Raw genomic sequence first — 13,548 nt, 5'->3', positions numbered from 1 at the left:
CGCTCGTCAGTCCTTCACGTATTCGTCAATGGTCGCGGGCCCGCCAGGCGGCAGGTCTGCGCTGCCGGCTGCGGCCCGGCCCGTCTCGTTCGTCTCGCTCGCCCCGTCAGTCCCGGCGTAATGCACCAGCCGGGACACTGCCTGGAGCACGCGCTGGCTCGCGCGCATGTCGCCGGGATGGCCGGCGACGCCCAGGTGGACAACGTTGTCGCGGCCCAATGCCACAGACAGCGCCGTGCGGTCCAGTGGCAAGACCTGCCCGCGCGCGCCCGAGCCTTCGGCATCGGTGCCCACGCGCCATGCCTGGTCGAGCTTGCGGCGGCCATCCGCGCTGGAGTCGCTTGCATGAAGCAGCAGCGCGATGCGCCCGCCCCGTGCCTGCTCCTCGATCCGGGCGGAACCCATCACGATGTTGCCGCTGCGCAGTTCGAGGCCCAGCCGGTCGCACAGGTGACGCGCCAGCGCCGCCTCGACCCTTGCGGGGAGATCCTCGGGGATGGTGAGAGGCGCGCCCTTGAAGGCGCGCATCAGCGCCTTCCGGAGATGGCCATCGGCCAGCGCTTCTTCAAGCTCAGCGCGCGTGACGCCGATCCATGCCCCTCGCCCCGGAGCCTTGGCCGCGGCATCGGGCAGCACCAGTCCGTCGGGCGATATCGCCAGACGCAGCAGCGCATCCCGCGCCGAGGAAGCCCCGGAGAGGATGCAACGCCGCTCGCTCTCCGCCTTGGCGGAAAGCGACGGCCCGTCGATGTCGGACGTCAGGCGCTCATTGGGTGGAGTCCGCATGGGCGGCCTCCTCGGTGGGCTCGTCCTCGAACCAGTGGGCACGGGCAGCCATGATGATCTCGTTGCCCTGCTCTTCGCTGAGGCCGTATTCGCCGAGCACCCCGCCCTTGTCGCTTTCGCGCTGCGGACGACGCTGCGGCGGGCCGTCGGCCGCGGCGCGGCGGCGCGGGGCCTCGCGCTTCTTGGCGATCAGCTCGTCGGTGGCGAGGTCGGCGAGATCGTCGAGGGTCTTGATCCCCGCCTTGCCGAGCGTGACAAGCATCGCCTCGGTGAGGTGCGGGATCTCGGCGAGGGCATCCTCGACGCCGAGGCCGCGGCGCACTTCGCGGTGCGCGGCTTCCTGGCGCTCGAGCGCCTCGAGTGCACGGCTCTGGAGTTCCTCGGCGAGTTCATCGTCGAAGCCTTCGATGCTCGCGAGTTCGGCGAGGTCGACATAGGCCACTTCCTCGAGCTCGGCGAAGCCTTCGGCGACCAGCAGCTGCGAGAGGGTCTCGTCGACGTCGAGCTCTTCCTCGAACATCTTGGAACGCTCGGCGAATTCCTTCGAGCGCTTCTCGGAAGCCTCTTCCTCGGTCATGATGTCGATCTGGTGGCCGGTGAGCTGGCTCGCCAGACGCACGTTCTGGCCGCGGCGGCCGATCGCGAGGCTGAGCTGGTCGTCGGGCACCACCACCTCGATGCGGCCATCATCCTCGTCGAGCACGACGCGGCTGACCGTGGCGGGCTGGAGTGCGTTGACCACAAAGGTCGCGGTGTCCTCGCTCCACGGGATGATGTCGATCTTCTCGCCCTGGAGTTCCTGCACCACCGCCTGCACGCGGCTGCCCTTCATGCCGACGCAGGCGCCGACAGGGTCGATCGAGGAATCGCGGCTGATCACGCCGATCTTGGCGCGGCTGCCCGGGTCGCGGGCAGCGGCCTTGATCTCGATGATGTTGTCGTAGATTTCAGGCACTTCCTGCGCGAAGAGCTTCTTCATGAAGTCGGGATGCGCGCGGCTGAGGAAGATCTGCGGCCCGCGGTTGTTGCGCTCGACCTTGGTGATGAGCGCGCGGACGCGCTCGCCGACGCGGGCGGCTTCGCGGGGGATCTGCTGGTCGCGGCGGATCACGCCCTCGGCGCGGCCGAGGTTGACGATCACGTGGCCGAATTCGACCGACTTGATCACGCCGGTGATGACCTCGCCCTGGCGGTCCTTGAATTCCTCGTACTGGCGCTCGCGCTCGGCATCGCGGACCTTCTGGAAGATCACCTGCTTGGCCGACTGCGCGTCGATGCGGCCGAGATCGACCGGGGGCAGCGGATCGACGATGAAGTCGCCGACCTTCGCGCCCGGCTGGAGCTTTTCGGCCTGCTTGAGGTCCACCTGCTTGAAGTAGTCCTCGACCTCCTCGACCACCTCGACCACGCGCCACAGCGTCAGATCGCCGGTCAGCGGATCGAGCTTGGCGCGGATGTCGTTCTCGGCGCCGTAGCGGTTGCGCGCCGATTTCTGGATCGCCTCTTCCATCGCCTCGATGACGATCGACTTGTCGATCATCTTTTCCGAGGCGACCGCGTTGGCGATCGCGAGGAGTTCGGCCTTGTTGGCGGAAATGGCACTCATCAGTCGTCTGCCTTCTCTGAATCTTCTTCGATGAGCTCGTCGGCCCCACTGGTGTCCAGCGGGCGGGTTGCGGCGATCAGCGCGTCGGTGAGGACGAGCTTGGCCGTGTGGATCTGCGCGCGCGGCAGGCGGACATCGCCCGCCTTCACTTCAGCCACGAGGACCATACCATCCTCGAGCCCGCCGAGCACGCCCTTGTTGACCCGCTGCCCGTCATAGCCCTTGTCCATGACGATGCGGACCTCATGGCCCGCCCAGTTGGCAAAGTCCTTGTCACGGGTGAGCGGACGGTCGATGCCGGGCGAGCTGACCTCGAGGTGGTAGGCGCCTTCGACGAGTTCCTCGCCCGCTTCCTCGGCCGCGTCGATCACGTCGGAGATACGGCGCGAGAGCGCGGCGCACTGGTCGAGCACGAGCTGGCCGGTCGCCGGGTCCTCGGCCATGATCTGGAGCGCCATGCCGCCGTCGCCCGCTTCCGAGGGCACCATCGCCACGCGCACCAGTTCGAAGCCGAGCGCGGTGGCCTCGGGTTCGATCAGCTGGGTCAGGCGGGCAATATCGGTCACGCGGGTCTTTCGTAGCGACGCCATTGCGGAAACGCGGTGTGGGGCCGGCCCCGCGAGGCGCCAGCATCCAAACCTTGTCGCGACAATGTCGGGATTGGCCGCCCCTCTAGTCCCCTTCGCCGCGTTTGGCAAGCGCCTTCGCCGCAGCGCGCGCTCAGCCCTCGCCCGCGACCCAGCGGCGCACCTGCTCGCGCAGCGCGTGGCTCTGGCGAAGCTCGAAGCTCTCGGCGAAGCTTCTGATGCGGAGCACCTCCTCGCGGCAGATCGGCTCGTCGAAGGCCAGTGCGTTGAGCGCCATGCCCTCGCGGTGCTCGCTGCGGACGATGGTGCCGAACAACTCGATCCCGGCAAGCCCGAGATAGCCCGACTGCCCCACCGCCAGCGGCCGCGCCAGCGCGACCCGCGCGCCGGTGCGCGAGACATCGATCAGGATGCAGTCCTGCGTCTCGCAGATCGACACGAATTTCGCGGGGATGGCCAGCCGCAGGCGCGCCGCCGCCCTGCGGCCGGCCGTGACCGGGCTGTCGGGAGCGTCGGCTGAAGGGGGTTCGGGTGCCATGACCCGACCCGTTTCGCAGCGAGAGGTGAAGACCGTCGCCGCGCCCACCCCCGCACGATTACGTGCCGGGCAGGCGGTGATCGCGGGTCAGATCGGGCGGTCGTCGCTGGTGTCGCCCGTCACCCACTTGCGGGCGGTCTCGATCAGCGCGCGCTTCTCGCGCTCCTCGAAATTCTCGTGGTAGCGGCGCACCTCGAGCACGATCGCGTCGGTCAGCGGCTCGTCGAACTCGAGTGCATTCAGGCCGAACTCGCTGCGGGTGATGATCGCGAAGTTGTTGATCAGGCCGCAGCGCAGGATCGCGCCTTCGCCTTCGCGCATGGAATCGAGGATCGCCACCTGCGCACCAGTGCGCGACAGGTTGAGAAGGATGCAGGTGTGAACCTTCTCCACCGCAACGAGCTGGGCCGGAAGGCTGAGACGCAGGCGCGGCGCGGAACGCCGCCCGATCGGCACCGCCGGCGCATCCGGGCCCTCGGGCTTCGGGTCCACCATCCCCTGTTCACCCCGCAGTCGGTCCAGAGCCGGATGGCCCGCAGGCGATGCGACGGGCGATTCGACCGTGGAAGTAGGTGCGACCGCGCTCACCCTATCCGAAACCGGGGGCGCTGGCAAAGAGTGGCGGGGGCTGTCGGACAGATCGGGGCGCATCTCAGGACGCCCTGCCGCAACACGGTGAAATCAGGCGCGATTCGCCCGCAGCCTTGTCCAAGACGAAGGAATTTCTCGGGAAATTTTCGCAAAGCAAATGCATGGTGTCGCGTCGCCCTGAGCCGGACGACCGCAATAATCGAAAAGACTTGCCAATCCGTTAGGAACGCTATCAGTCCTGCCCCTCCATCAGCCCGTGCTTGCGGATGCAGTGGCGCAGCTGATCGTAGGTGAGGCCGAGGGCGCGGGCGGTCTGGCGCTGGTTCCAGCGGTGCTTGCCCAGCGCATGCGCCAGAATTGCCCGCTCGTGGGCGTCGACGGCGGCGCGCAGATCGTCGACGGCATCGAAATTACCTGCGGACGGCATCGCGACGACCGCCCCACCACCTGCGGATTCCCCGCCGGCCTTCGCCGCCCCGCTGCCGCTGCGGCGATGTTCCGGCGGGCGCGGGCGCCAGGGGCTGTCGAAGGGGTCGAACTGGACATGGCCGATCGGCATGTCGGGCGCGTCCCAGCGATAGACCGCGCGCTCGACCACGTTGCGCAGCTCGCGCACGTTGCCGGGCCAAGGATGGTCCTCGAGCGCGTCCATCACGTGCGGCGCGAAGCCGGGCCAGCGGTCCCATTCGAGCTCGGCGGCCATGCGCCGGCCGAAATATTCCGCGAGCACCCCGATATCGCCCTCGCGCACGCGCAGGGGCGGCAGGGTGATGACCTCGAAGCTCAGGCGGTCGAGCAGGTCGGCGCGGAACTCGCCCGCCGCGGCCAGCGCGGGCAGGTCGTCGTTGGTCGCCGCCACGATCCGCACGTCGACCCGGATCGGACGCGAGGCGCCGATGCGGGTGACCTCGCCATATTCGACCGCCCGCAGCAGCCGCTCCTGCGCGCCCATCGAGAGCGTGCCCAGTTCGTCGAGGAACAGCGTCCCGCGATCCGCCTCCTCGAAGCGCCCCGCGCGGGCCTTGGTCGCGCCGGTGAAGGCGCCCGCCTCGTGGCCGAACAGCTCGGCCTCGATCAGGGTTTCGGGCAGCGCCGCGCAGTTCATCGTCACCAGCGGTTCGTCCCAGCGGCTCGACAGGCGGTGAAGGCGTTCGGCAATCAGCTCCTTGCCCGTGCCGCGTTCGCCGATCACAAGCACCGGACGGTTCATCGCCGCCGCGCGGCTGGCGCGTTCGACCGCGTCCAGAAAGGCCCCCGACTGGCCGATGAACTGGCTTTCGAGCTTCACGTCCAAACTATAGTGAAAATTCCCAAGGCTTGGCAATAGAGGCCAACGCCTCCCCGCCGACCAGCGCCAGAAACCGCGCAAATCCGCCATTCGCCAAGTTTGGCACGCGGGTTGCAAAATACCGGGCAAGACCACGGACACCAATGGGGAGGCCCACAATGATCGACCGCAACGCCCAAAGCAGCAGCTTCTGGAACTCCAAGCTCGGACAGGCCGCGATGGCCAGCATCGCCGCGATGGTGATGATGATCGCGCTGTCCTCGCAGCTTCAGCCGGGCGCCGCCAACGCAGCCCCCGTCGCCCATCCCGCCGCCCAGGCCGGCGCCGTGATCGAGATCGCCTGAAGTGGGCGACCCTTTTGACCCCCTCGGGCCGGAGCGCAACGTCCCCCCCGCAGATGCTGCCGGCGGTGCCAGCCCCACGCGCGCCGACCAGAGCAGCGACGCTCCGGCCCAACCCTCCCGCCTGCTTTCGGCAGGCCGCCTCTCGCGGCTCGACGAGGAAATCGAGGCCTTGCGCCGGAACCCCGGCAAGGCGCAGTCTCAGGGCCGCACCACCCCGCCGCAGGACGAGCGAGTCGCGCCTGCGGACCGGGTCAATTCGTTTCTCGATGGAGTAGCCTTCATGGGCATTTTCAGCCGCACCCGCGACATCATCGCCGCCAACTTCAACGACATGCTCGACAAGGCGGACGATCCGTCCAAGATGATCCGCATGATCATCCTCGAGATGGAGGAGACCCTGGTCGAGGTCCGCGCCAGCGCCGCGCGCACCATCGCCGACCAGAAGGAGATGCACCGCCACTGCGTGAAGCTGGACCGCCTCCAGGCCGACTGGGCAGAGAAGGCGCAGCTCGCGCTCTCGAAGGACCGCGAGGACCTCGCCCGCGCCGCGCTCGTCGAGAAGAAGAAGGCCGCCGACATGGCCGACCAGCTCAAGAGCGAGATCGCCGTGCTCGACGATGCCCTGCGCGCCTACGAGGACGACATCCAGAAGCTCCAGCACCGCCTGCGCGAGGCCCGCAGCCGCCAGACCGCGATCGCCGCGCGCCTCGAGAGCGCCGAGAACCGCGTCAAGCTGCGCACCCTGATGAGCACCGAGCGCACCGACGAGGCGCTGGCGCGCTTCGACCAGCTCGAACGCCGGGTCGATTACGCCGAGGGCCGCGCCGATGCCCTGCGCATCGCCGAGGACAGCCCCCCGTCGCTCGCCGATGAAATCAACGCACTGGCCGGTTCGGACGCGATCGACGACGAATTGCAGGCCATGAAGAAAGCGCTCGGCAAGCCCGATAGCAGCAAGGGAGAATAAGCCATGGATTTCGATGTCGTTGTAGTCATGGCCACTCTGTTCATCGGCCTGCCCTGGGTCGTGCTGCACTACATGACCAAGTGGAAGACCGCCGCTACCATCACCGCCGACGACGAGGTGCTGCTGGAGGAACTCTACAACCTCGCCAAGCGGCTCGATGAACGGATGGACACGGTCGAACGGCTCGTCGCCAGCGACGATCCCGGCTTCACCCCCGCCCGCCGCCTGATCGCCGACCAGGACAAGGACAACCAGCAGCTGCGCGAACTCGAGCAGCTCCTCGCCGAGAAGAAAGGAACCCGCTCGTGAACAGCCCCCGCACCACGCTTTATCGCGACAAGCACAACGCCAAGCTGATGGGCGTGTGCTCGGGGATCGCCGACTACACCGGCGTCAACGTCGCCTGGATCCGCATCGGCGCCGTGCTGTCGACCTTCATCACCGGCGGCTGGGTGATCCTTGCCTACTTCGTCGCCGGCTTCGTGCTGAACAAGAAGCCGCCGCATCTCTACCGCGACGAAAGCGAGCAGAAATACTGGCAGTCGGTCCGGCAGAGCCCGAAGCGCACCGCCCGCGAGATCCGCGCGTCCTTCCGCGACGTCGATCGCCGGCTGGCCGCGGTGGAAGCCCACTACGTCAGCAGCAACCCCCGCCTGACCGCCGAGATCGAGCGGCTGCGCTGAACTCCAACCCACTGAACAGGGGACTGAAATCATGGAAGGCACCCTTGCCCTGATGATCCCGATCTTCGCGCTGATGATCCCGATCGTCGCGCTCTGGACGAAGCATCAGCAGAAGATGGCCGAGATGCAGGTCGGCGCCACCGCCGAGCAGACCGCCGAAAAGGCCGCGCAATACGCCAGCCAGGTCCAGCGGCTGGAGGACCGGGTGCAGGTGCTCGAACGCATCGTCACCGACCGCGGCTACGACATCGCTACCCAGATCGAGGCGCTGCGCGACCAGCGCCGCGTGGACGAAGCCGGCGCGGGCGTCCCGCTCGGCCTCGGCAACAAGGAGCGCGTGTGATGGAGAACCTTGCGCCTTTCCTGCCCTATCTCGGCTGGATCATCACCGGGGCCTTCGTGCTCGGTGCCCTGGGGATCCTCGTCTCGTTCCAGACGACCCGGATGAAGATCAAGAACGGCTATCCGCTCGAAGGCATGTGGGGCCAGTCGCTGAAGCCCGGTTCCGACAAGCAGACCGCGCACCGCGTCACCCTGCTGACCCAGGAGAACGCCGAGCTGCGCGCCGAACTCGGCAGTATCAAGGATCGCCTCGCCAACGTCGAGCGGATCGTCACCGACGGCGGGTATCACCTCGGCGCCGAGATCGACGCGCTGCGCGACCGCGCGCTCGCCAACCTCACGGACAAGGGCGAGGCGTGATGGGCGAGATGGTGATCATCGCGATGACCATCGTCGCGATCGTCCTCATCGCGGGCGTGAGCCTCAACGGCATCGTCGACAAGGTGATGAGCGCCAAGCGGCTGCGCTACGAGGCCAAGTCCGACATCGTCCCGCAGGACGTCCGCATGATCGCCGAACGCCAGCAGATGATCGAGGATCGCCTGCGGGTGCTCGAACGCATCGCCACCGACCGCGGCAGCCTGCTCGCGGACGAGATCGAGGCGCTTCGCATCGGCAGCCAGAAGGAGCCTGCGCAATGAGCAGCTGGGCCATCGTCGCCCTTGTGGCGATCGTGATCTGGGGGATCGTCGAGACCGTCCGGGCGCGCGCCGGGATCGTCACCGACGAGGACGGCAACCAGAAGGTCGTCCCGCGCGAGGACCAGCGCACGCCGGCCGAACTCGAGGCGGCGCGCCGGGAAATCGCCGAGCTCAGGGAGCGGGTGAAGGTGCTCGAGCGCATCGCCACCGACGGCAACACCAGCGATGCGCGCGAGCGGGCGCGGATCGCTGCCGAAATCGAAGCCTTGCGGGGCCTTCCGACGCCGGACCCCGCCATGAGGAAGGAACAGAGCGAATGACCACGCTTCTTCTCGATCCCGTGCTGGTGCTCACCATCGGCAGCCTGATCGGCCTCGCGCTGGTCGCCGCGGCCCTGCTGCGGGCCTGGGCCGGGTGGCTCGACCTCAAGCGCTGCGAGCTGGACCGTGCGCAGCCGCGGCCCGCAAGCGAGGAAGGTTCGGGCCTCGGCTCGGCGCGGATCGAGCTGTCCGACCTCAAGGAGCGCATCCGCAAGCTCGAAGCCATCGCCAGCGGGGTCGAGCTGTGAGCGCGGTCCGCAACGGCGCCGCGCAGGCCGGCATCGGCCTCGGCACGGCGATCGCGGTGGCGATCAGCTGGAGCGCCAACCAGTCGATCATCTGGGCGATCATCCACGGCTTCTTCAGCTGGTTCTACGTGATCTACTACGCCCTCACCCGCCCCGGCGGGATCGGCGGGTAACGGCTCCAGCCGTTCGGGCTGAGCTTGTCGAAGCCCTGCACTTTCTTCTAGTGCTTCCTCAAACAGAAGAAGAGCAGCCCTTCGACAAGCTCAGGGCGAACGGGAAATTGATGAGAGCACTGGCCGACATTCTCGAAGAGTACGAATTCCTCGAAGGCGACGAGCGTTACGGCCTGCTTATCGAGCTGGGCCGCAGCCTCGAACCCATGCCCGAGGCGCTCAAGACCGACGCCACGCTGGTGCGCGGCTGTTCGGCGGCGGTGTGGGTCTATCCGGCGGGGACCGATGCGGCGAAGCTGCATTTCCTCGCCGACAGCAACGCCGCGATCACCAAGGGCATCGTCGCGCTCGTCATCGCCGCGGTGCAGGACAGGCCCGCCGCCGAGGTGGCGGGCATGGACGTCATGGCGGCGCTCGCCCCCTTCGACCTCAAGAACCAGCTGTCGAGCAACCGCACGCAGGGCGTGCCGAACATGATCGCGCTGGTGAAGGAGCATGCCGCAAGGCTTGCGGCAGGCTGAGCCTCTGGTGCGCGGGGGCAGATGGCGTAAACTCCGCCCCGGGGGACATGCGCAGCGCGAGTCGCCCCGATGGGGAGAACCGACATGCTCGCCACTGCCAAACCCGTCTGCTTCGTGCTCACCGCCGATCTGCCTGCGGCGCGCGCTTTCTACACCGACACCCTGGGCCTGACCGAGACCGGCGAGGACCCTTTCGCCGTCAGCTACGATCTGGCGGGCACCACGCTGCGGCTCACCGCGATTGAAGACCACAAGCCCGGCCCGCACACCGTGCTCGGCTGGCAGGTCGCCGACATCGAGGCGACGATCGACGCGCTGGCGGCGAAAGGCGTGACCTTCGCGATCTACGAGGGCTTTGGTCAGGATGCGCGCGGCGTCTGGACCGACCCGGGATCGGGCACGAAGGTCGCATGGTTCCTCGATCCCGAAGGCAACAATCTCAGCCTGACGCAGTCCGCCTAGAGGTTGCGACCCACAGTCTCGAAGTCACCCGCCCCGGCGCTGTCGCGCACCACGGCGATACCGGCGTCTTTTTGCGCCTTCAGCTCGGCCTTCAGCTTCGCCGGATCGCGAGCGAACACGAAGCCGAAGCTGACCCCGCCTTCCTTGCCGATGGTCGCGTGGTGGAGCTTGTGCGCCTGCACCAGCCGCTTGGCGTAGCCCCTCCTCGGCACCCACTTCCAGTACCGCTGGTGCACCAGCCCGTCATGCACCAGCGTGTAGATCACCCCGTAGAGCGTGATCCCGACCGCGAACCACCACAGCCAGTCCCAATAGAGCGAGCCGAAGATGTACATCGCGGCGTTGATCGTGCCGAACACCACGGCGAACAGGTCGTTCTTCTCGAGCACGTTGTCGTGCGGCTCGTGATGGTCGCGATGCCAGCCCCAGCCCCAGCCGTGCATGATGTACTTGTGCGCATACCACGCGAACAGCTCCATCCCGATCAGCGAGGACATGACGGTCAGGAAAATCTCGAGCCAGCTCATGCGGGCACCCTTGCAGCCAGTTCAATCTCGCCCACCCCGGCACGTTTTGCCGCAGGCAGGGCCCACCAGGGCACGTCGGGCCGGTGGTGATGTTCCAGATGATAGCCGAAATGGAAGCAGGTGGCGAGGCTGGCGAGCGTGCCGAAGTCGTTGCTGCGGGCATTGTGGCGATCGGCGAAGGGCTGGCCCTCGCGGTGGCAATGCGGGCGGAAGGTGCCGAAATAGAATAGCTGGAGCGACGAGCCGAGCGCGGGCATCCCGTAGAGCAGCACGATCTGCGCCATCGGAATGCCCAGCACCAGCCAGTATATGCCGACCACGGTGTGGACATAGAGGACCGAGCGCCAGCCGAAATAGCGCCGGAAGAAGGTCGCATACCAGCGCACGAAATCGGCCGGATTGTTCTCGTCGAAGTCCGGATCGCCGGGATGGCCCGCCAGCCGGTGATGGGCGAGATGGGCGTCGCGCAGATGCTTCCACCCGAAGCCCGCATAGAGCGCCAGCAGCACCGTCCCGATTGCGCCGTTGGCCCGCGGGCGGCCCGGCACGAGCGTGCCGTGCATCGCATCATGGCAGACGATGAACACGCCGACCGAAAGCCAGCACTGCACCACGGCCATGACAAGGGCGTAGGGCCAGTTGGTCCAGTTCAGCTCGAACACGAACATCGCATAGGCATGAAGGCCGAGCCAGCTCCCGGCGATCGCCAGCGCGAGGGCAAGGCCGACGGCACGCTGGACGCCGCGGGCAGGCAAGGCGAAATGCGGGTTCATCGGGAAAGGGATACGCGCGCGGCGGTCATGGGGATGCGTATAGAGCGCCCCAGCGAAACGGCAATTGCGTTTGCGCAAAGGGCCGGTGCGGCCCGGGGCGCATGGTCCCGGGCCGCGCATCGGTTGCCCGGCAGATCAGCTGTGCGGGATCATGAACTTGAACAACGGCGCGGGCTTGAAGCCCGCGGTCTGGTCGCCGCCGACATCGGGATTGCCCGCCAGCTTCAGCCTGCGCGGCCCCGAGCCCTTGCTGAAATCGAGCCGCTTCATGTCGGCCCACAGCACGCTCGGGCTCTTGGTGTCCTGATAGTAATAGACCCTGTTCTTCTGGTCCGCGACGGTCAGCCACAGCGTGTCGGCGATGTTCGGCTGGCCGGGGATCTTGATCCCGATCGGCACGCTGACATTGCGCATCACGCTGAACACCGTCGCCACCGCGGTGCGCGGATCGGCGGACTGCTTGGCCTCGTTGATGTAATAGGAGGCGCGCACGAAGCGGTCGGAGGCGCGGTTGGTGCCGGGCAGCATGGTCTGTCCGCCGATGGTCTTCCAGTAGCTGTTGAGAGCGATCTGCTGGTCGAAGGTCGGCGAGTTGGTCATGACCTGATACTTGCGGTCATGGTGGATGACGAGCTTGCCCTTGAGATATTCGAAGATTGCCGAATCCCCCGAAGCATCCGAGATCGACAGGTGCACCGTGCCCGGCTCGCCGGTCGGCGCGGTGATCGCGACCATGCGGAACTTTTCCTGCCTGAGGTCGGCCACCGCCTCGGCGACGGTCGCATAGTTATCGAGCACATATTGCACCCAGGCCGAGTTGGGGAGCGTTGGGCGGGTGTCGCCGGGCGTGGCGGGCGGGTAATCCGATTCTGGCAGGTAGAGCAGATTGGCGACGAGGCCCTTCTCGTTCATCCCGTCGGCTGCCGCGCCTTCGTAGAGCGTCGTGACGAGGCTGCCGTATTTGCTCGTCCACACCACCGGGGTCGCGGTGTTGCTGTTGCGCTCCAGCCCGCGCGGATAGAGCCAGATGTTGCTGCCGAGATCGGCCTCGAACCAGTCCATCGTGCGGCCGGTGACGGTCTGACCCTCGAGCCCGAAATAGACGGCGCGGCTGCACGCGCTGGCGGTCTGGACGGCGGCGAAGGCCAGCGCGGTGGTCGCGAGCACGCTGCCGGCGGCTTTCAGGAAACGCGGCTTGGTCATGATGTCCCTCCTCTGACGCAAGGCTCCGCGGCCCTCCGGCGGACTTTCCTCGCAGGGGGCGCTTGTATCACCCGGCCCCAAGTGAGATTGTGCCCGGCAAGACAAATCGGGACAGGGGGATAGCGGCGATGTCGGTTCACGACACAAGCATGGCCGGCGGCCGGGACAGCGGCCCCGCACCCCAGCCCGAGGCATGGCGGGATCACTGCGCGGCGATGCTGCGCGCGCGCGGCTGGCTGGCCGGGCAGCCGGACCGGTTCCGGGAGCAGATCCTGCGCATGATCGTGCCCCTGCACGCCCCGCGCGGCATGCCGGTGTTCAGCGTCGACGGCCCGGCGGGCGGCATCTACGGGATCGTCTCGGGCGGGATCGGGATCGAGGGCTCGGGCCCCTACAATGTCCCGCGCCTCGGCCATATCCTGCGCGCGGGCAGCTGGTTCGGGCATGGTCCGGCCATGTCGGGCCGCGATCACCGGGTGCAGAACATGCGGGCGATGGAGGACAGCGAGCTCGTCTATGTCCCGCTCGCCCCGCTGCGCGCGCTGCTCGAGACCGACGCGCAGGCGGCGCGCTGCGTCGGGACGATCGCCGACGGGGGCAACATCCTCGGCACGCGGGTCATCTCGGACCTGCTCATACCCTCGGTGCCGCACCGCATCGCGGCGGTGCTGCTGCGTGTCACCGGGGCCGAGGAGGGGATCGAGCCCGATCACCCCGAGGGCTTCATCATCAGCCAGAGCGATCTGGGCGAGATGGCGAACGTCTCGCGCTCGAACGTCAACCGGGTGCTGGGCGACTTCGCGCGGGCCGGGTGGATCACCAAGCATTACAACCGCCTGCGCATACGCGACACGGCCGCCTTGCAGGGCTTTGCCGCCTCGCAGGTCTAGCGGGAGCGGGGGTTACATTCCGCAGGCGGTCTGGCACACAGGGCGCGCCAACGTGACA

The 13,548-nt window shown here is 67.5% G+C and carries 22 protein-coding genes; 13 read left to right on the top strand and 9 right to left on the bottom strand.

Annotated elements, in window-relative coordinates; genetic code table 11:
* Positions 1-6 precede the first annotated feature (6 nt).
* The 6 genes from ACMX37_RS04430 to pspF form a co-directional block, all read right to left on the bottom strand.
* Positions 7-786 carry a DUF448 domain-containing protein gene (locus ACMX37_RS04430; protein WP_483147690.1) on the bottom strand — a complete coding sequence of 260 codons (780 nt, stop codon included), beginning with the start codon at positions 784-786 and terminating at the stop codon, positions 7-9.
* Positions 767-2,395: a transcription termination factor NusA gene (gene nusA, locus ACMX37_RS04425; RefSeq protein ID WP_483148360.1), complete on the bottom strand. Its 1,629-nt coding sequence runs from the start codon at positions 2,393-2,395 to the stop codon at positions 767-769. Before nusA ends, ACMX37_RS04430 begins: the two co-directional genes overlap by 20 nt.
* Entirely contained in the window at positions 2,392-2,958 is a 567-nt protein-coding gene (gene rimP / locus ACMX37_RS04420; RefSeq protein WP_483147689.1) for a ribosome maturation protein RimP, read from the bottom strand. Before rimP ends, nusA begins: the two co-directional genes overlap by 4 nt.
* 154 nt (positions 2,959-3,112) lie before the next feature.
* Positions 3,113-3,517: a PilZ domain-containing protein gene (locus tag ACMX37_RS04415; RefSeq protein ID WP_483147688.1), complete on the bottom strand. Its 405-nt coding sequence runs from the start codon at positions 3,515-3,517 to the stop codon at positions 3,113-3,115.
* Between the two features lie 87 nt (positions 3,518-3,604).
* Positions 3,605-4,012 (bottom strand): PilZ domain-containing protein, encoded by a 408-nt coding sequence (locus ACMX37_RS04410; RefSeq protein ID WP_088915030.1) that lies wholly within the window; start codon positions 4,010-4,012, stop codon positions 3,605-3,607.
* 328 nt (positions 4,013-4,340) lie between these two features.
* Entirely contained in the window at positions 4,341-5,396 is a 1,056-nt protein-coding gene (gene pspF / locus ACMX37_RS04405; RefSeq protein WP_483147687.1) for a phage shock protein operon transcriptional activator, read from the bottom strand.
* 158 nt (positions 5,397-5,554) lie between these two features.
* Here pspF and ACMX37_RS04400 point away from each other — a divergent pair, with 158 nt between their 5' ends.
* The 12 genes from ACMX37_RS04400 (at position 5,555) to ACMX37_RS04345 (ending at position 10,097) form a co-directional block, all read left to right on the top strand.
* A complete protein-coding gene (locus ACMX37_RS04400) occupies positions 5,555-5,740 on the top strand; it encodes a hypothetical protein (protein WP_088915032.1) in 186 nt (61 codons plus the stop codon).
* Positions 5,741-5,861: 121 nt separating this feature from the next.
* Positions 5,862-6,707, top strand: coding sequence for a phage shock protein PspA (pspA, locus tag ACMX37_RS04395; protein ID WP_483148359.1), 846 nt, complete (start codon positions 5,862-5,864; stop codon positions 6,705-6,707).
* A 3-nt stretch (positions 6,708-6,710) separates the two neighbouring features.
* The gene (pspB, locus tag ACMX37_RS04390; protein WP_483147686.1) at positions 6,711-7,016 is read left to right on the top strand and encodes an envelope stress response membrane protein PspB; all 306 of its coding nucleotides are present in this window, start codon (positions 6,711-6,713) and stop codon (positions 7,014-7,016) included.
* Complete coding sequence (gene pspC / locus ACMX37_RS04385; protein WP_483147685.1) at positions 7,013-7,390, top strand: envelope stress response membrane protein PspC; 378 nt, start codon at positions 7,013-7,015, stop codon at positions 7,388-7,390. The genes pspB and pspC overlap by 4 nt, the downstream gene beginning before the upstream one ends.
* Positions 7,391-7,421: 31 nt before the next feature.
* Entirely contained in the window at positions 7,422-7,733 is a 312-nt protein-coding gene (locus tag ACMX37_RS04380; RefSeq protein WP_483147684.1) for a hypothetical protein, read from the top strand.
* Complete coding sequence (locus tag ACMX37_RS04375; protein WP_088915037.1) at positions 7,733-8,092, top strand: hypothetical protein; 360 nt, start codon at positions 7,733-7,735, stop codon at positions 8,090-8,092. The genes ACMX37_RS04380 and ACMX37_RS04375 overlap by 1 nt, the downstream gene beginning before the upstream one ends.
* Positions 8,092-8,373, top strand: coding sequence for a hypothetical protein (locus tag ACMX37_RS04370; protein WP_483147683.1), 282 nt, complete (start codon positions 8,092-8,094; stop codon positions 8,371-8,373). The genes ACMX37_RS04375 and ACMX37_RS04370 overlap by 1 nt, the downstream gene beginning before the upstream one ends.
* Positions 8,370-8,693 (top strand): hypothetical protein, encoded by a 324-nt coding sequence (locus tag ACMX37_RS04365; RefSeq protein ID WP_088915039.1) that lies wholly within the window; start codon positions 8,370-8,372, stop codon positions 8,691-8,693. The genes ACMX37_RS04370 and ACMX37_RS04365 overlap by 4 nt, the downstream gene beginning before the upstream one ends.
* The gene (locus ACMX37_RS04360) at positions 8,690-8,941 is read left to right on the top strand and encodes a hypothetical protein (RefSeq protein ID WP_483147682.1); all 252 of its coding nucleotides are present in this window, start codon (positions 8,690-8,692) and stop codon (positions 8,939-8,941) included. Before ACMX37_RS04365 ends, ACMX37_RS04360 begins: the two co-directional genes overlap by 4 nt.
* Positions 8,938-9,114 carry a hypothetical protein gene (locus tag ACMX37_RS04355; protein ID WP_483147681.1) on the top strand — a complete coding sequence of 59 codons (177 nt, stop codon included), beginning with the start codon at positions 8,938-8,940 and terminating at the stop codon, positions 9,112-9,114. Before ACMX37_RS04360 ends, ACMX37_RS04355 begins: the two co-directional genes overlap by 4 nt.
* A gap of 110 nt (positions 9,115-9,224) precedes the next feature.
* Entirely contained in the window at positions 9,225-9,635 is a 411-nt protein-coding gene (locus ACMX37_RS04350; RefSeq protein ID WP_483147680.1) for a SufE family protein, read from the top strand.
* An 84-nt stretch (positions 9,636-9,719) separates the two neighbouring features.
* Complete coding sequence (locus ACMX37_RS04345) at positions 9,720-10,097, top strand: VOC family protein (RefSeq protein WP_483147679.1); 378 nt, start codon at positions 9,720-9,722, stop codon at positions 10,095-10,097.
* On the opposite strand, the gene ACMX37_RS04340 is transcribed toward ACMX37_RS04345, so the two are convergent.
* The 3 genes from ACMX37_RS04340 to ACMX37_RS04330 all read right to left on the bottom strand — a co-directional run bounded on the left by ACMX37_RS04340 (position 10,094) and on the right by ACMX37_RS04330 (position 12,600).
* Entirely contained in the window at positions 10,094-10,624 is a 531-nt protein-coding gene (locus ACMX37_RS04340) for a sterol desaturase family protein (RefSeq protein ID WP_483147678.1), read from the bottom strand. The two genes, ACMX37_RS04345 and ACMX37_RS04340, sit on opposite strands and share 4 nt — an antisense overlap.
* Positions 10,621-11,397, bottom strand: a complete 777-nt coding sequence (locus ACMX37_RS04335; RefSeq protein WP_483147677.1) for a fatty acid desaturase — start codon at positions 11,395-11,397, stop codon at positions 10,621-10,623. Before ACMX37_RS04335 ends, ACMX37_RS04340 begins: the two co-directional genes overlap by 4 nt.
* Before the next feature lie 135 nt (positions 11,398-11,532).
* Positions 11,533-12,600: a linear amide C-N hydrolase gene (locus ACMX37_RS04330; RefSeq protein ID WP_483147676.1), complete on the bottom strand. Its 1,068-nt coding sequence runs from the start codon at positions 12,598-12,600 to the stop codon at positions 11,533-11,535.
* Positions 12,601-12,728: 128 nt separating this feature from the next.
* Between ACMX37_RS04330 and ACMX37_RS04325 the strand changes: the two genes are divergently transcribed.
* Positions 12,729-13,490 (top strand): Crp/Fnr family transcriptional regulator, encoded by a 762-nt coding sequence (locus ACMX37_RS04325; protein WP_483147675.1) that lies wholly within the window; start codon positions 12,729-12,731, stop codon positions 13,488-13,490.
* The last annotated feature ends 58 nt before the right edge of the window (positions 13,491-13,548 follow it).

Source organism: Porphyrobacter sp. THAI-01a, assembly GCF_056868655.1.
Note: the sequence above shows the minus strand (reverse complement) of the source record. Positions and strands in the feature narration are given on the sequence as shown.